Below are 15,607 nucleotides of genomic sequence, written 5' to 3'. Positions count from 1 at the left end.
GGCCCGCGGCGCGGGCGCGGATCTCTCCCTCCTCGAGCGCCCCGAGCCGCCGCGCGAGCCGCCGCGCCGCCAGGACCTCCGGCGCGGTCGCGCCCGTCACCTCCGGCGCGCCTCCTCCGGCGCGGCGGAGATGCGCAGCGCCGCCCCGGCGAGCTGCGGCGGGTACTCGTCGATCGCGACGAGGAAGGGCACCTCGTCCCCGGGCCGGATCTCGTCGGGCGCACGCCGGGCGGCGGCGCGGGACGCCCGGGCGAGCGCCTCCGGAGTGGCCGCGCGCCAGAGATCCTCCGGGCCCGGGACCGCCCCCGCGAGCGCCTCCCCGCGCGCGATCACCGTCCCCTCGCGCACCACCTCCACCGCGACCCGGACCGAGCGGACCCGCGCCGGCGCGTGCGAGACGATGGAGCCGCGGACGAACAGGATGGGGGCGGCGCGCTCCCTATCGTAGAGGCCGCTGCGGACGTCGGACGCGACGAACGGGCCCGCGGGCGTGCCGTGGCGGAGGGCGGCGGCGATGGCCGCCGGCCGGAACGCCGCGGCCTCGATGCGCCCGCCGCGCCACACGACGAGCATCGCGAGCGCGATGGCGAGCACGGCCACGAGCGCGACGGCGTTCACGGCGAGCGCGGTCAGCCGCGCGCCGCGCGCCGAGGAGCCTCGCCGCGCCGAGGCGGGCGGGGCCGTGAACGGCGCCGCGCGCACCGGCGCGTGCGGCTCCGGCACCTCGGCGACGGGGATGAAGTCTAGCGTCGTGGGGACGTGCGCCGGGATCGGCAGGGGCGGCGGGCGGAGCGGGGCGCGCGGAGCGGGCGCAGGCGTCGGCTCCGTGGCGAGGGCGAGCGCGGCGGAGGCGTGGTGCGCGGGTGCGAAGGACGGCTCGGGGTGCGAGGAGAGCTCGGACAGCTCGAGGCCCGGCGCACCGAAGGCGAACGCGGGCTCGGAGTCGAGCGCGAGACCCGGCCCGCCGAACGCCGGCTCCGAGCCGCCGAACGCGCCGCGCGAGCGGTCGCGGCCGCCGCCGGACGCACGGAACGCCGCCGGCGTCTCGCGATCCTCGAGCGTCAGATCGGGCCCGGAGGGCGGGGCCGCCTCGCCGGCGGGCTCGGGCGGCGGCTCGGCGGGCGCCGGCGCGGCGCCGAGCAGGTCGGCGAGGTCCGTGAGCGGCAGCCCGCGCGCGCGGCCCGAGGACTCCGCGGGACCGTCCGCCACCTCCGCGAGCGCCGCGCTGCCGGTCGCGGCCCAGGGGTCGGCCCCGAAGGAGGAGGCCTCTTCCTCGGGCGCGCCGGCGGCGTCGCCGGCGCCGGCGGCGAACGGATCGTCGCTCGCCGTCGAGGAGGCGAACGGATCCGCCGCCTGGAAGGGATCGGCCTCGGTCGCGTGCGGCTCGCGCGCGGCGGGCGCCGGGATGGTCCACGCGAAGGGGTCGGCCTCCGGCCCGGCGGGCGCCGCGGGGGCGAACGGATCGAACGAAGGGGCAGCGGAGGTGTCCGGGCGAGCGAACGACGGCTCCGGCGGCGGGGGGAACGCGAAGGGATCGCCGGACGCCGGTGCGGAGGAGCGCGCGGGCGGCTCGAGCTCGACGTCGAGCGCCGGCGCGCGCGGCGCCGGGGCGGGCACCGCGGCGGGCGGCGTCCCGCCGTGCTCACGCTGCACGGCGAAGACCGTCTTGCACTGCGAGCAGCGCACCTTGGCGCCTCGCGGGCCGATCTTCTCGTCCGCGACGCGGAACCTCGCTTGACAGCTGGTGCAGAGGACGATCATGCGGCCCCACTCGGGATCCGCAGATTACACCGCTGCGGCGCTTGACACAAAGCGTCCGCCCCAGAACAATCCTTTGAGTTCGCGCACTTACTCACCTCGGACGGCCCCCATGAACGAAGAACGCCCCGCAGCCAGCGAGCCCTCCGCGGGTGGGCGCGAGCCCAAGGTCATCAAGCGCTACACCAACCGTAAGCTCTACGACACGGTCGAGTCGCGCTACGTGACCCTCGACGAGATCGCCCAGATGATCAAGGCGGGCGCCGAGGTGAAGATCATCGACAACCGGACGAAGGAGGATCTCACGTCCGTCACGCTCGCGCAGATCATCTTCGAGGAGGAGAAGAAGACCTCGAAGATGAGCCTCGACACGCTGCGCGATCTGATCCGCCACGGCGGCGAGGTGGCGCAGCGGCTCGTCGAGGGGACGCAGGCCGAGCTGCGCGGCCGCGTCGAGGCGGTCCGCGCCGCCGCCGAGCAGCGGGTGCAGACCCTGCTCGTGAAGGGTCAGCAGACGAGCGATCGCGCCCGGGAGATGGTGCAGTCGTCGCAGGAGACGATGACCGCGTTCCAGAAGCGGGTCGACGAGCGGGTGCGCACCGCGGTCGAGCAGATGTCCACCGTCTCGGACGCGCGGAAGCAGCTCGACGACATCTCGCGGCGGATCGAGGCGCTCGAGAAGCGGCTCGACGACCTCGCCCCGAAGCCGTAGCGCTCAGGCCGCGGGCGCGCGCGCCAGGATCTCGTCGGCGATCGCGGCGAGGGCCCGCGCGCCCGACGAGCGCGGCGCGTACTCGAAGATCGTGCGCCCGTGGCTCTGGGCCTCGTCGATCTTGACGGACCAGCCGAGCACGTGGGCGGACAGCTCCGCCGGGAAGCGCGCGCGGAGCCGCGCGAGGATCTCGTCCGCGAGCTGCGTCTTCCGGTAGAGCGTCGGGACGACCAGGGTGAGCGCGGGCGCCCTGCCGCGCGCCGCGCGCATCGCGTCGAGGCTCTGCACCATCTCCGCGCAGCCGTCGAGCGCCAGGTACGTGAGCGCGACCGGGATGACGATCTCGCTCGCCGCGACGAGCACGTTCTCGGTGACGAGCGACACCGAGGGCGGCGCGTCGATGAGCACCGCGTCGTAGCGGCCCGCCGGGATCGCGTCGAGGCGCCGGGCGAGCCGCTCGGCCCGATCGGGCGACGACGCCACCGCGACCGGGAACGCGGCGAGCTCCTTGTTCGCGGGCAGGAGCTCGAGCCCCTGGATGGGCGTCCGGACGGCGATCGCGTCCATGGGCCGATCGCCCGCGAGGAGGTCGTGGATGGTGGGGGAGAGCCCGCGCACGTCGACGCCCAGCGACTTGCCGGCGTGGCCCTGCGTGTCGAGGTCCGCGACCAGGACGCGCAGCCCGCGCGCGGCGAGGTGCGCCGCCACGTTCACGCAGAGCGTGGTCTTGCAGGTGCCGCCCTTCTCGTTGACGAAGGCGATCCGCCGCATGCTACTCGCGGCCGTCGTCGTCCGCGCCGCGCTCCACCTTGGCGGCGAGGCCGTCGATCATCGACTCGAGCTCGGACAGCTTCTGCTTGAGCGAGGCGACCTCGTCCTTGGAGGGCAGGTTCGCCGCGTGCAGCGCCTGGCGCACGCCCTTGTCGAAGGTCTCCTTGGCCTGCACCGCGGAGGAGAAGAGGGTCTGCAGCCCGGTGGTCACGCGCTCGCTCGCGAGGAGCTTGCCGACGAAACGCCCCATCCTTTCCTCGCTCGCCTCCAGGGCGCGCTTCAGCATGGGGTTCCTGAGCATCTCGTCGAACGGCATGTTGGACTTGTCACCCTCCCCTCGCTAGCTTGTCAAGCCTCGTGCCCACCCCGACCCTTCTCGATCGGAGGCTCGTCGTGGTGACGGGCAAGGGCGGCGTGGGGAAGTCGACCGTGTCGGCCGCCCTCGCCGTGCTCGCCGCGCGCGCCGGGAAGCGCGTGCTCGTCTGCGAGGTGAACGCGCGCGAGCGCATCGCGCCGCTCCTCGGCGCGCCGCCGGCCGGGGCGCAGATCCGCGAGGCGCGCCCGGGCCTCTTCACCTTGAACGTCACCCCGCCCGACGCGATGCGCGAGTACGGGATAATGGTCCTCAAGTTCCGGACCATCTACGACGCCGTCTTCGAGAACCGGCTGGTGCGGCACTTCCTCCGGGTGATCCCCTCGCTCGCCGAGCTGGTCATGCTCGGCAAGATCCTCTTCGAGGCGAAGTCCGAGGAGCGCGGCCGGCCGCGCTGGGACGTCGTCATCGTGGACGCGCCCGCGACGGGCCACGCGGTCCAGCTCCTGCGGGTGCCCTCGGCGCTCCTCGACACGGTGCCCGCGGGGCCGCTGCGCGGCGACGCGGAGTGGATGCAGGCCCTGCTGCTCGACCCGGCCCGGACGGCGCTCGCGATCGTCACGCTGCCCGAGGAGATGCCGGTGAACGAGGCGATCGACCTCGACGCCCAGGTGCGCAGCGAGCTCGGCGTCCCGCGCGCCGCCCTGTTCGTGAACGCGATGCCCGAGGCGCGCTTCACGCACGAGGAGGAGGCGCGCCTCGAGTCGCTCGCGGGTGAGCCGCCCCCCCTCGGGCCCGCCGCCGCCGCCGCCCGCCTGCAGGCGCTCCGCGCCGAGCAGGCGCAGCGCTACCTCGCGCGCGCGCGCGCCGCCCTCGACCTCCCCACCACGGTGCTCCCGCTGCTGCCCGTCGCGGAGTGGGGCGCGGCGGCCGTCGAGCGGATCGCCGACGCGATCGCGGCCGCGCCGCCGGAGCCGGCGCCGTGACGCCCGTGCGCGACACGACGGCGGGCCGGCGCATCGTGGTGTGCGTGGGCTCGGGGGGCGTGGGGAAGACCACCGTCGCGGCGGCGATCGCGCTCGACCGCGCGCTCGCCGGCGGGCGCGTGCTCGTCTGCACCATCGATCCCGCGCGCCGCCTCGCGAACGCGCTCGGCCTCACGTCGCTCGGGAACGTCGAGTCGCGCGTCCCCGATCACAAGTTCGCGGAGGCGGGGCTCCGGGCGAAGGGCGAGCTCCACGCCATGATGCTCGACGTGAAGCGCACGTGGGACGACCTCGTCGCGCGCCACGCGCCGGATCCCGCCCGCCGCGAGCGGATCCTGAAGAACCGGCTCTACCAGCAGATGTCCTCCGCGCTCGCCGGCTCGCAGGAGTACATGGCGATGGAGAAGCTGTACGAGCTCGCCACCGACCGCGACTACGACCTCATCGTCCTCGACACGCCGCCGACCGCCCACGCGCTCGACTTCCTCGACGCGCCGGATCGGATCCTCGACTTCCTCGGCAACGACGCGGCGCGCGTGCTGCTCGCGCCGGCGATCGGCGCCGGCAAGCTCGGGCTCCGGCTCGCGCAGCTCGGCGGCGGCTACGTCGCGAAGACGCTCGCGCGCTTCACCGGGCAGGCCGCGCTGTCCGACCTCGGCGACTTCCTGCAGGGCTTCCAGGGCATGTACGAGGGTTTCAAGGACCGCGCCGGCGCCGTGCGGGCCCTGCTCTCGCGCCCGGAGGTCGGCTTCGTGCTCGTCACCTCGCCGAGCCCGATCTCGATCGACGAGGCGATGGCGTTCCACGAGCGGCTCCACGCCGAGTCGATGCCGGTCGCCGGGCTGGTGGCGAACCGGGTCACCCCGGATCTGTGGCCGGGCGCGGCGCCCCTGCCCTCCCCGGAGGACCTCGCGTCGCCGCTCGGCGAGCGCGGGGGAAACGACCGCGGGTTCGCGCGCCGCCTCGCGGAGACGCTCGCCGAGCACCAGATGCTCGCGGCGGCGGAGCGCCGGGCGCTCGAGCGGCTGTTCGAGGCGGTGTCGGCCCCGTACGCGGTGGTCCCGCGCCTGGAGAGCGACGTCCACGACCTGCGCGGTCTCGCCAGGCTCGCCGAGCGGCTCTGAACGGGGACTGCGCCCCGCCCCGCCGACGGCTGACCGCCGTCGCCCGGGACCCCATCCCTGCTCGCCGGGTCCCGTGCGCCGCCGGGAGCGGCGTCCGTCCCGGCGGCCTCGCTCCGCTCGCGCGTTGTCGAATCCCGCGCGGCCGTTTAGCTTCCCGAGGCCATGCTCCTCCCTCCGCTCGAGATCAAGACCCGCGCCTCGAACGAGCTCGTCGACGTCACCGCGGAGGTGCGGGCGGCGCTCCACCGGAGCGGAGTCGAGAGCGGGGTCCTCGTCGCGTTCGTCCCCCACACCACCGCAGGGATCACCATCCAGGAGAACGCGGATCCGGACGTGCGCACGGACCTCCTCCTCGCGCTCGCGAACGCCGTCCCCGAGCGCCCGCCCGGCGGCGCGTACCGGCACGCGGAGGGGAACAGCGACGCGCACGTGAAGGCGTCGCTGGTCGGCAGCTCCGCCACGATCGTCGTCGAGCGCGGGGAGCTCGTGCTCGGCACCTGGCAGGGCGTCTACCTGTGCGAGTTCGACGGGCCACGAACGCGGAAGATGCTCCTCTCGGTCCTCGCGGGTTAGGCTCCTCCCACGATGCGCCGCGCCCTCCTCGTCTCCGCCACGCTCCTCCTCGCCTGCGCCACCGCCCGCCGCCCGCCCGGAGACCCGGGCGTGACGTTCGCTCCCGAGGCCCCCGCCCGCACCGCCCTCGACGCGGAGCTCGCCGGCAAGAACGACGAGGAGCTCCTCGCGATCGGCAACGCCGCCGCTGGCGCAGCCAGCCCGGGCGACGACGCGCGCGCCGCCGCCGCCTTCGCGGCGCTCGCCGACCGGTACCCGCGCTCGCCGCACCTCGCGGAGGCGCTCCTCGGAGCGGGCGCCGCCTACGCGCGGCAGGCGGAGTGGCGGCTCGCGCTCGAGCGGTTCCGCGCGCTCGAGGCGCGCGGCGGACCCGAGGGGCTCGAGGGGGCATTCCGCGCGGCGGAGGCGCACTACCAGCTCGACGACCTCCCCGAGGCACGGGCCGCGCTCGAGCGGATCCTCGCGCGCCCGGAGCTGCCCGCGGCCGCGCGCGTCCGGGCCCTCGCCGAGCGCGGCGTCGTCGAGATGGACGGCGGCGAGCCGGCGCGGTCGGAGGCCACGCTGCGGGAGGCGCTCGCGGCGTATGCGGCGGCGAGCGCGACGGAGCGGCTCGCGCCGGCGGCCGCCGCCCAGGCCCGCTTCTACCTCGGCGAGCTCCGGCGCGCGGCGCTCCTCGCCGCCCCGCTCGATCCGACGCAGGGCGACGACGGCGCCCTCGCCGCCGAGCTCGAGCGCAAGTCGCAGCTGCTCCTGTCCGCCCAGGAGGAGTACCTCGCGGCCATCCGGCTCGGCGACGAGCGGTGGGCGGTGGCCGCGGGATACCGGGTCGGCGAGCTGTACGACGCGCTGCGCGAGCAGCTCCTCGAGGCGCCGCTTCCGCCCGGGCTCCACGACGAGCAGGCGGCGAGCTACCGCGCGGAGCTCCGCCGCGAGGTCCGCGTGCTCGCCGCCAAGGCGATGACCGCGTACGAGGAGACGCTCGCGCTCGCCCGCCGCGTGCGCGTCGAGGACGTGCGGTTCCTCTCGGACGCGGAGTCGTCGCTCGGGCGGCTGCGCGCCACGCTCGCCGCCGAGTAGCGCGGCGCGCCCTCGCGTCAGGGACCGCGCGGCGGCTCGCGGTACATGGCGTCGAGCTCGGCGCGGTAGCGCTGCTCGACCAGCTTTCGCTTCAGCTTCTGGGAGGCGGTGACCTCCCCCGCGGCCTCGCTGAAGTCGCGCGGCAGGATCGTGAAGCGCTTGACGGTCGCGAAGCGCGGCAGCCCCGCGTTGAGCTGATCGACCGCGCGCTGGACGAGCGCCCTCACCTCGGGGGCGCGCGCGAGCGCGTCGGGAGAGAGGTTCCCCAGGCCGTGCTGCCCGGCCCAGCGGGCGGCCGCCTCCGGCTCGAGCGTCACGAGGGCGGTGACGTAGTTGCGGCGATCGCCGTGGACCAGCACATGGGCCAGCACCGGGGAGAGCACCTTGAGGCGCCCCTCGAGCTCGGTCGGCGCCACGTACTTGCCCCCCGAGGTCTTGATGAGGTCCTTCTTGCGGTCGGTGATGGCGAGGAAGCCGTCCGCGTCGAGGTGGCCGACGTCGCCGGTGTGCAGGAAGCCCTCCGCGTCGAGCGCCTCCGCCGTCAGCTCCGGCAGCCCGCGGTAGCCGCGCATGATCCAGGGGCCGCGCATCAGGATCTCGCCGTCCTCGGCGATCTTCACCTCGATGCCGGGCAGCGCCGGGCCCACGGTCCCGAGCCGCCGCGCGCCGGGCAGGTTCACGTGCGTCGCGGCGGACGACTCGGTGAGGCCGTAGCCCTCCAGGATCACGACCCCCATGGCGTCGAAGAACTCGGCGACGTCCTTGGACAGCGGCGCGGAGCCCGACACGAAGAACCGGAGCCGCCCGCCGAACAGCGCGCGGACCTTCTGGAACACGAGCCGGTCCGCGGCCGCGAACTGGGCGGCGAGCACGGCCGACGGCTGCTTCCCCGCCCGCAGCGCGCGCGAGCGCGCGAGGCCCACGTCGAGCGCCCAGCGGAAGATGGCCGCCTTCACGGCGCCGCCCTCGCGAGCGTTCTGGAGCACCTTGGCGTGGACCTTCTCGAAGATGCGGGGCACCGCGCAGACGAAGGTCGGCCGGATGACGCTCAGGTTCTCGACGATCCGCTCGATGCGCCCGTCGATGGCGGTCGGGAACCCGATGCGCAGCTGCGCCGTCCCGATCATCTTCCCGAAGACGTGCGCGAGCGGGAGCCAGAAGAACTGCAGCGGGTCGGGGTGGCCGAGGATGCCGGTGTCCTGGACCGCCTTCGACTGGGTGATCCAGCAGGCGTGCGTCAGCTCGACGCCCTTCGGCTGGCCCGTCGTGCCCGAGGTGTAGATGAGCGTCGCGAGCGCGTCGCCGCGCAGGGCGGCCGCGCGCTCCTCGAACTCGCCCGGATGCGCGGCGTCGTGGGCGCGCCCCCGTTCCTCGAGCTGTGCCAGCGTGATCACCCAGCCGTCAGCGCTGGGCGGGCCGTCGAAGGTCACCACGTGGCGGAGCGCCGGCAGCTCGGCGCGGCGGGAGGCGAGCTTGGCGATCTGCTCGCCGTTCTCCGCGAACGCGACCACCGAGCCCGAGTCGGCGAGGATGAACGCGCTCTCCTCGGGCGTCGACGAGGGGTAGATCGTGCTCGTCGCCGCGCCCGCGCAGAGCACGCCGAGGTCGGAGAGGACCCACTCGATGCGCGTGGACGACAGGATGGCGCAGACCTGCTCGTTCTCGACGCCGAGCGCGCGCAGCCCGCTCGAGATCGCGCGCACTCGCGCCTCGGTGTCCGCCCAGGTGAGGCTCTTCCACCCTCCGTCCACGGGGTAGCGGAACGCCTCCGCGGCCGGCGTCTTGCCGACGCGCTCCAGGAACAGCTCCGGGACGTTGCGAGGGGAGAGTTCGGCCAAGGGTCGGGTCTCCATGGTGAAAAGGGGGCTGGACTGTACCCCCGAGGCTGGGGAGACGCGACCGCGTCAGCAAGCGCGCAAGGCGGGGACGCGGCTTGACGCCGCGCTTGTCCGCCAAATAGGATGCTCGTCTCACTTAACGGATAACCCCGAGGACGCCGATGACCATCCCCTCCGACCGGAAGCTGCGCTTCGAGACGCTCCAGGTCCACGCCGGACAGGAACCGGCGCCCGGCACGAACGCCCGTGCGGTCCCCATCTACCAGACCACCTCCTACACGTTCGACAGCGCGGACCACGGCGCGAACCTGTTCGCGCTGAAGGAGTTCGGGAACATCTACACGCGGATCATGAACCCCACGACGGACGTCTTCGAGAAGCGGGTCGCCGCCCTCGAGGGCGGCGTCGCGGCGCTCGCGACCGCGTCCGGGCAGGCGGCGCAGTTCCTCGCCATCGCCAACATCGCCCAGGCGGGCGACAACGTCGTCTCCACGAGCATGCTGTACGGCGGCACGTACAACCAGTTCAAGGTGACGCTGCCCCGGCTGGGCATCGGCGTGAAGCTGGTCGACGGCGACGACGTGGGCGCGCTCGCGAAGGCCATCGACGGCAACACGAAGGCCCTCTACGTCGAGTCCATCGGCAACCCGGCCGGGAACGTGCCCGACTTCGAGGAGCTCGCGAAGGTCGCTCACGCGAACGGCATCCCGCTCATCGTGGACAACACCTTCGGCGCCGGCGGCTACCTCGTCCGGCCGATCGAGCACGGGGCGGACGTCGTCGTCGAGTCGGCGACGAAGTGGATCGGCGGGCACGGCACCTCGATCGGCGGCGTGATCGTCGACTCCGGCAAGTTCGACTGGGCGGCGAGCGGCAAGTTCCCGGTCTTCACCGAGCCCTCGCCGGGGTACCACGGCCTCGTGTTCAACGACGTGTTCGGGCCGAAGGGGCCGTTCGGCAACATCCAGTTCATCATCCGCGCCCGCGTCGAGGGGCTCCGCGACCTGGGGCCGGCGCTCTCGCCCTTCAACGCGTTCCTCCTGCTCCAGGGCCTCGAGACGCTCTCCCTGCGCGTGCAGCGCCAGGTGGACAACACGCTCGCGCTCGCGAAGTGGCTCGAGACGCACCGCTCGGTCGCGTGGGTGAACTACACCGGGCTCGAGAAGCACCCCCACCACCAGCGGGCCCGCAAGTACCTCCGGAACGGGTTCGGCGGCGTCTTCACCTTCGGGATCAAGGGGGGGTTCGAGGCGGGGAAGGCGTTCATCAACTCGGTGAAGCTCGCCTCGCACCTCGCGAACGTCGGCGACGCGAAGACGCTCGTCATCCACCCCGCGTCGACCACCCACCAGCAGCTCTCGGAGGCGGAGCAGCAGAGCGCCGGGGTCACGCCCGATCAGATCCGGGTCTCGACCGGCATCGAGCACATCGACGACCTCAAGGAGGACTTCGAGGCGGCGTTCGCCGCGGCGCGCTGACGCCCCCTCGTGCGGCGGGTCCCCCGGGGCCCGCCGCCGCGCGCCGTCGCCTGCCCCGGGCGCCGCGGTCGCGCGTCCTCCACCGCGCCCGCGGCGGACGGGCACCTTCCCCGCTCCCGTCCGCCCGCGGTAGGTTCCGGCGCCATGCCCGTCGGGACCTACGCGGCAGCGGGCCGCACCGCCCTCCTCCTCCTGGCCGTCGCGGCCGTGGTCTCCGGCGTCGCGGGCGCGTACCTCCAGACCGAGGAGGCGCACGCGGAGCGCCGGCTCGTGGAGGGTCGCGCTGGCGCGCTCGCCGAGGCGCTCGAGCGGTCCGTCACGGAGGCCATGGACGAGCACCGGCCGGAGAGCATGGGCGCGATCCTCGCGGCGGTGGCGCGCACCCAGGGCGTGGCCGGCGCGGCGCTCGCCGGCCCCGAAGGCCGGATCCGCTTCGCGGCGGGGGAGACGCCCGCGCGCCTCGACCTGGGCGCCGAGGCGCGCTGGACCGAGCGCCGCTTCGTCCTCTCGAAGCCGATCGCGAACGGCCCCGCGTGCCGCGGCTGCCACGGCGCCGCGACCGTGAACGGGGCGCTCCTCGTGGCGCTCGACACGACCGAGCTCGGGCCCAGGCTCGCCGCCTCGGCGCGACGCATCTGGGCGCTCGTGGGGCTCACCTTCCTCGCCATCGGCATCGCGGTCGTCCTCGTACTGCGGGCGGCGCGGCGCGTGGCCGATCGCACCCAGCGGCTCGCCGAGGCGCTGGCGGCGGCGAACGCGGCGCGCGAGGCCCGGGCCGCCGACCTCTCGCGGCTGCAGGCGATCCTCGACTCCATGGCGGACGGCGTCCTCTTCATCGACGCGGACGAGCGCGTCGCGCTCGTGAACAAGGCGGGCCGCGTGCTGCGCAACCTCACCGGCGGGGCGGGCCGGCCGCTCCGCGACTGCCACCCGAAGGCCTCGCACTCCATGCTCGACCGCGTGCTGCGCTACCTCCGCGACGGGGACGACGCCGGCCCGGCGCACTCGATCATCAAGGAGCGCGAGGGGCGGTTCGAGACGACCTACGCGCCGGTGAAGAACGCGGACGGCGCGTACCTCGGCACGGTCATGGTGATCCGCGACATCGCCGAGCGGCGGACGCTCGAGCGGCGGCTCCTCGACGCGGAGCGGCTGTCCGGGCTCGGGCAGATGTCCGCGCAGATCGCCCACGAGCTCCGGAACCCCCTCAACGCGATCGGCGGCGCGGCGCAGTTCCTCAGCCGGCGCTTCGACGGCGACGCCGAGGTCGCCGAGTACGCCGGCCTCATCGACGCGGAGGTCCAGCGGGTGAACCGCTTCGTCTCCGAGCTGCTCCAGGTCGCGCGCCCGGGCGAGCCGGAGCTGGCGCCGGTGTCCGTCAACCGGCTCCTGCGCGAGGCCGCCCGGAAGGCCGCCGTCGCGCGCGGCCTCCCGGCGGACGCGGTGCGGCTCGAGCTCGCCCCGGAGCTGCCCGTGCTCGACGTGGACGCCCCCATGATCACCGAGGCCCTGGTGAACCTCCTCCAGAACGCGTTCGAGGCGGGCGGCGGCGCGCCGGTCGAGCTCGCGAGCCGCTACGAGACCGCCGGCGGCGAGGGGACCATCCTGGTCGAGGTGCGCGACCGCGGCTGCGGGATCCCCGCCGAGGAGCTCGACGAGGTGCTGCGGCCCTTCGTGACCACGAAGCCGACGGGGACCGGGCTCGGCCTCGTCGTCGTCTCGCGCGCCGTCGAGCAGCACCGCGCCCGCTTCGCCCTCTCGCGCCGCGAGGGCGGCGGCACCGTCGCCGCCATCCGGTTCCCCGTCCGCCGCGCCGCCGCGGGGCCCTCCGATCCCGCGGCAGGCTCCGCCGCTCCGGAGGTGGCGTGAGCGCCCCGGTCGCCGCGGAGGGGCTCGTCCTCGTCGTGGACGACGATCCCGGCACGCGCAAGGTCGCGAAGGCGAACCTCTCCCTCGAGGGCTTCGAGGTGCTCGTCGCCTCCTCCGGCGCGGAGGCGCTCGCGCGGCTCGAGGAGTCGGACCCGCTCGCCGTCGTCTCCGATCTCAAGATGCCGGATCTCGACGGCATCGCCCTCATGGATCGCGTGCACGCGCTCCGCCCCGCGCTGCCGGTCGTGCTCGTCACCGCGCACGCGACGGTGGAGACGGCGGTCGAGGCGATGCGCAGGGGCGCGCTCCACTACCTCACGAAGCCCATCCGCTACGACGAGCTCGCGCTCGTGCTCCGCCACGCGGTGGCGCACGAGCGGCAGCGCCGCGACGTGACGCGCCTGCGCGGGGAGCTCGAGCGGGCGTCCGGGTTCGAGGAGATCGTCGGGACCTCGCCGGCGATGCGCGAGGTCTTCTCGATGGTGGAGCAGGTCGCCGACGCCGACGCGACGGTGCTCCTGCGCGGCGAGACCGGCACCGGCAAGGAGCTCGTCGCCCGCGCCATCCACCACCGCTCGGGGCGGCGGGACCGCACCTTCGTGGCGGTGAACTGCACCGCCATCCCGCGCGATCTCATGGAGAGCGAGTTCTTCGGCCACGAGAAGGGCGCGTTCACCGGCGCCGTCGCGCGGCGGATCGGCCGGTTCGAGCAGGCGCACGGCTCGACCCTGTTCCTCGACGAGGTCGGCGACCTCGATCTCGCCATCCAGGCGAAGCTCCTGCGGGTGCTGCAGGAGCAGGAGCTCACGCGCGTCGGCGCCCAGGACGCCATCCGCGTGGACGTCCGCATCGTGGCGGCGACGAACCGCGATCTCGAGGCGCTCGTCCGCGAGGGCCGCTTCCGGGACGACCTCTACTACCGCCTGAACGTCATCCCGCTCCGCCTGCCGCCGCTGCGCGAGCGGACGAGCGACCTGCCCGCGCTCATGGAGCACTTCCTGGGCTCGTTCGCGAAGCGCTACGGCCGCAGGGCGCCGCTGCCCCCGCCCGACGTCATCGCGGCCGCCCGCGCCTACCCGTGGCCCGGCAACGTCCGCGAGCTGCGCAACCTCTGCGAGCGCGCCGTGCTCATGGGGTGGGCGGCGATCGCCCCGATCCTCGGCGCGGGACCGCGCGCCGACGCGTACGGCGCGGCGGCGCTCGTGGACCCGTCCCTGCCGCTCCTCGAGGCGAAGCAGCGGCTCGTCGAGCGGTTCGAGCGCGAGTACCTGACGCGGCTCCTCAAGGAGCACCGCGGGCGGGTCGGCGAGGTCGCGCGCGCCGCGGGGATCGCCGAGCGGAACCTGTACGAGAAGATGAAGGCGTACGGGCTGTCGCGCGACGACTACCGGTGAGCCCGCCGGTTCGCCTCCCCCGCAAGCGGCCGTTTGCACGTCGTCCCTGGCGGGCGTGCCCCGCATTGGCAGTCCTCGCCGCGGGGAGGCGTGCTGCACAACGGGGCCATGACCGACCGGACCCCCAAGAACCGCCGCGCCGCGCTCGCCCTCGGCCTCGTCGCGCTGCTCGGCGCCGCCGCGACGCTCGCGCGGGCGCAGACCCAGGAGAAGCCCGCGAGGCCCGCCCCCGCCGCCAAGGCGCAGAAGCCCGCCGCGAAGGCGAAGAAGCCGGCCGCGAAGGCCGCGCCCGCCGCCGCCGGCCCGCAGATCACCGACGAGACCGTCGATCCCGCCGTGTGGGGCAAGCAGTATCCGCTCGAGTACGAGACCTACAAGAAGACCGTCGACCAGGTCCGCACGAAGTACGGCGGCTCGGAGGCGCTGCCGCGCACGCCGGACGAGGCGGACCCGCGCTCGGTCGTCTCGCAGGAGAAGATCGAGGAGGACCCCCGCCTCAAGACGATGTGGGCGGGCTACGCCTTCAGCGTCGACTTCCGCGAGGAGCGCGGCCACGCGTACATGCTCGAGGACCAGACCTTCACGAAGCGTCAAGCGGTCGTGAAGCAGCCGGGCTCGTGCATGCAGTGCCACGGCTCCGTGTACGTCCCCTACAAGAAGCTCGGGAACGGCGACCTCGAGGCCGGGTTCCGCAAGATGAACGCGATGCCCTACATGGAGACGCGCAAGCTCGTCGAGCACCCGGTCGCCTGCATCGACTGCCACGACCCGGAGACGATGGCCCTGCGGGTCACGCGGCCCGGCTTCATCAACGGCATGCGCGCCCTCAAGGCGAAGCTGGGCGTGAAGGACTACGACGTGAACAAGCAGGCCTCGCAGAAGGAGATGCGCGCGTTCGTCTGCGGGCAGTGCCACGTCGAGTACTACTTCAAGGGCGACGACAAGCAGCTCACCTACCCCTGGTTCAACGGCATCCGGGTGGACGACATCCTGGCGTACTACGACGAGATCAAGTTCAAGGACTGGGTCCACAAGACGACCGGCGCGCCCGCGCTCAAGGCCCAGCACCCCGAGTTCGAGATGTGGAACCAGGGCATCCACGCCCGGTCCGGCGTCACCTGCGTCGACTGCCACATGCCGGAGATCCAGTACAAGGGCGAGAAGATCACCGATCACCAGGTGAACAGCCCGCTCCTCAAGGTCGAGGCGTCCTGCACGAGGTGCCACGCGGGCGTGAAGCCGGACGAGCTCAAGAACCGCGTCCTCACGGAGCAGGACCGCTTCTACAAGCAGCGGAACATCGCGATGGACGCGCTCATGGATCTCATCGGCGACATCCAGAAGGCGCAGGGCGAGGGCAAGGCCACCCCCGAGCAGCTCGACGCGGCGCGGTACCTCCAGCGGCGCGCGCAGTTCTACCTGGACTTCGTCGAGGCGGAGAACTCCACCGGCTTCCACGCCCCGCAGGAGGCGCTGCGGATCCTCGGCGACTCCGTCGACTACGCGCGCCAGGGACAGCTCGTGCTGCGCGACGCGACGTTCAAGCCCGACGTGAAGGTCGTCGTCGTCCCGACGGCGCAGCCCGGCCCGGCCCAGGCGCCGGGGACGCACCCGGCGGCCGCTCCGCCCGCGCCCGCGCCCGCCCCCGCGCCAGGGAAGCCGGCGGAGAAGGCGAAGTAGCGGGGCGCGGGCGAGGGTACGGCGAGGCCCCGCC

13 protein-coding genes are annotated in these 15,607 nt (G+C 74.1%); 9 read left to right on the top strand and 4 right to left on the bottom strand.

The window, feature by feature from the left end; translation table 11 throughout:
- Positions 1–96: 96 nt before the first annotated feature.
- Positions 97–1,761, bottom strand: coding sequence for a zinc-ribbon domain-containing protein (locus MNZ39_RS12215; RefSeq protein WP_242338795.1), 1,665 nt, complete (start codon positions 1,759–1,761; stop codon positions 97–99).
- Positions 1,762–1,870: 109 nt separating this feature from the next.
- Here MNZ39_RS12215 and MNZ39_RS12210 point away from each other — a divergent pair, with 109 nt between their 5' ends.
- A complete protein-coding gene (locus MNZ39_RS12210; protein ID WP_242338792.1) occupies positions 1,871–2,470 on the top strand; it encodes a polyhydroxyalkanoate synthesis regulator DNA-binding domain-containing protein in 600 nt (199 codons plus the stop codon).
- 3 nt (positions 2,471–2,473) lie between these two features.
- On the opposite strand, the gene MNZ39_RS12205 is transcribed toward MNZ39_RS12210, so the two are convergent.
- Together MNZ39_RS12205 and MNZ39_RS12200 are read right to left on the bottom strand one after the other, a co-directional pair.
- Positions 2,474–3,241 (bottom strand): ParA family protein, encoded by a 768-nt coding sequence (locus MNZ39_RS12205; protein ID WP_242338791.1) that lies wholly within the window; start codon positions 3,239–3,241, stop codon positions 2,474–2,476.
- A gap of 1 nt (position 3,242) precedes the next feature.
- The gene (locus MNZ39_RS12200; protein WP_242338789.1) at positions 3,243–3,557 is read right to left on the bottom strand and encodes a hypothetical protein; all 315 of its coding nucleotides are present in this window, start codon (positions 3,555–3,557) and stop codon (positions 3,243–3,245) included.
- Between the two features lie 41 nt (positions 3,558–3,598).
- On the opposite strand from MNZ39_RS12200, the gene MNZ39_RS12195 reads away from it, so the two are divergent.
- From MNZ39_RS12195 to MNZ39_RS12180, 4 genes are all read left to right on the top strand, one after another.
- The gene (locus MNZ39_RS12195; protein WP_242338787.1) at positions 3,599–4,540 is read left to right on the top strand and encodes an ArsA-related P-loop ATPase; all 942 of its coding nucleotides are present in this window, start codon (positions 3,599–3,601) and stop codon (positions 4,538–4,540) included.
- The gene (locus MNZ39_RS12190; RefSeq protein WP_242338785.1) at positions 4,537–5,664 is read left to right on the top strand and encodes an ArsA-related P-loop ATPase; all 1,128 of its coding nucleotides are present in this window, start codon (positions 4,537–4,539) and stop codon (positions 5,662–5,664) included. Before MNZ39_RS12195 ends, MNZ39_RS12190 begins: the two co-directional genes overlap by 4 nt.
- 162 nt (positions 5,665–5,826) lie before the next feature.
- A complete protein-coding gene (locus tag MNZ39_RS12185; protein ID WP_242338783.1) occupies positions 5,827–6,237 on the top strand; it encodes a secondary thiamine-phosphate synthase enzyme YjbQ in 411 nt (136 codons plus the stop codon).
- Between the two features lie 12 nt (positions 6,238–6,249).
- A complete protein-coding gene (locus MNZ39_RS12180; protein ID WP_242338781.1) occupies positions 6,250–7,314 on the top strand; it encodes a hypothetical protein in 1,065 nt (354 codons plus the stop codon).
- Between the two features lie 17 nt (positions 7,315–7,331).
- Here the strand turns inward: MNZ39_RS12180 and MNZ39_RS12175 are convergent, their stop codons facing one another.
- Complete coding sequence (locus MNZ39_RS12175; RefSeq protein ID WP_242338779.1) at positions 7,332–9,152, bottom strand: long-chain fatty acid--CoA ligase; 1,821 nt, start codon at positions 9,150–9,152, stop codon at positions 7,332–7,334.
- Between the two features lie 161 nt (positions 9,153–9,313).
- On the opposite strand from MNZ39_RS12175, the gene MNZ39_RS12170 reads away from it, so the two are divergent.
- From MNZ39_RS12170 to MNZ39_RS12155, 4 genes are all read left to right on the top strand, one after another.
- A complete protein-coding gene (locus MNZ39_RS12170; RefSeq protein WP_242338777.1) occupies positions 9,314–10,630 on the top strand; it encodes an O-acetylhomoserine aminocarboxypropyltransferase/cysteine synthase family protein in 1,317 nt (438 codons plus the stop codon).
- 144 nt (positions 10,631–10,774) lie between these two features.
- Entirely contained in the window at positions 10,775–12,499 is a 1,725-nt protein-coding gene (locus tag MNZ39_RS12165) for a nitrogen regulation protein NR(II) (protein ID WP_242338775.1), read from the top strand.
- Entirely contained in the window at positions 12,496–13,893 is a 1,398-nt protein-coding gene (locus MNZ39_RS24940) for a sigma-54 dependent transcriptional regulator (RefSeq protein WP_242338773.1), read from the top strand. The genes MNZ39_RS12165 and MNZ39_RS24940 overlap by 4 nt, the downstream gene beginning before the upstream one ends.
- A gap of 108 nt (positions 13,894–14,001) precedes the next feature.
- Positions 14,002–15,573 (top strand): ammonia-forming cytochrome c nitrite reductase subunit c552, encoded by a 1,572-nt coding sequence (locus tag MNZ39_RS12155; RefSeq protein ID WP_242338771.1) that lies wholly within the window; start codon positions 14,002–14,004, stop codon positions 15,571–15,573.
- The last annotated feature ends 34 nt before the right edge of the window (positions 15,574–15,607 follow it).

Source organism: Anaeromyxobacter sp. SG66, from assembly GCF_022690805.1.
In the GTDB taxonomy this organism is placed as follows: Bacteria; Myxococcota; Myxococcia; order Myxococcales; family Anaeromyxobacteraceae; genus Anaeromyxobacter; species Anaeromyxobacter soli.
This window is presented reverse-complemented; position numbering and strand designations above follow the sequence as displayed.

What these genes read in the sequence shown, in the direction of transcription:
- MNZ39_RS12215 (WP_242338795.1), bottom strand. Translation starts at nt 1,761, where the DNA reads ATGATCGTCCTCTGCACCAGCTGTCAAGCGAGGTTCCGCGTCGCGGAC.
- MNZ39_RS12210 (WP_242338792.1), top strand. Translation starts at nt 1,871, where the DNA reads ATGAACGAAGAACGCCCCGCAGCCAGCGAGCCCTCCGCGGGTGGGCGC.
- MNZ39_RS12205 (WP_242338791.1), bottom strand. Translation starts at nt 3,241, where the DNA reads ATGCGGCGGATCGCCTTCGTCAACGAGAAGGGCGGCACCTGCAAGACC.
- MNZ39_RS12200 (WP_242338789.1), bottom strand. Translation starts at nt 3,557, where the DNA reads ATGCCGTTCGACGAGATGCTCAGGAACCCCATGCTGAAGCGCGCCCTG.
- MNZ39_RS12185 (WP_242338783.1), top strand. Translation starts at nt 5,827, where the DNA reads ATGCTCCTCCCTCCGCTCGAGATCAAGACCCGCGCCTCGAACGAGCTC.
- MNZ39_RS12180 (WP_242338781.1), top strand. Translation starts at nt 6,250, where the DNA reads ATGCGCCGCGCCCTCCTCGTCTCCGCCACGCTCCTCCTCGCCTGCGCC.
- MNZ39_RS12170 (WP_242338777.1), top strand. Translation starts at nt 9,314, where the DNA reads ATGACCATCCCCTCCGACCGGAAGCTGCGCTTCGAGACGCTCCAGGTC.
- MNZ39_RS12165 (WP_242338775.1), top strand. Translation starts at nt 10,775, where the DNA reads ATGCCCGTCGGGACCTACGCGGCAGCGGGCCGCACCGCCCTCCTCCTC.
- MNZ39_RS12155 (WP_242338771.1), top strand. Translation starts at nt 14,002, where the DNA reads ATGACCGACCGGACCCCCAAGAACCGCCGCGCCGCGCTCGCCCTCGGC.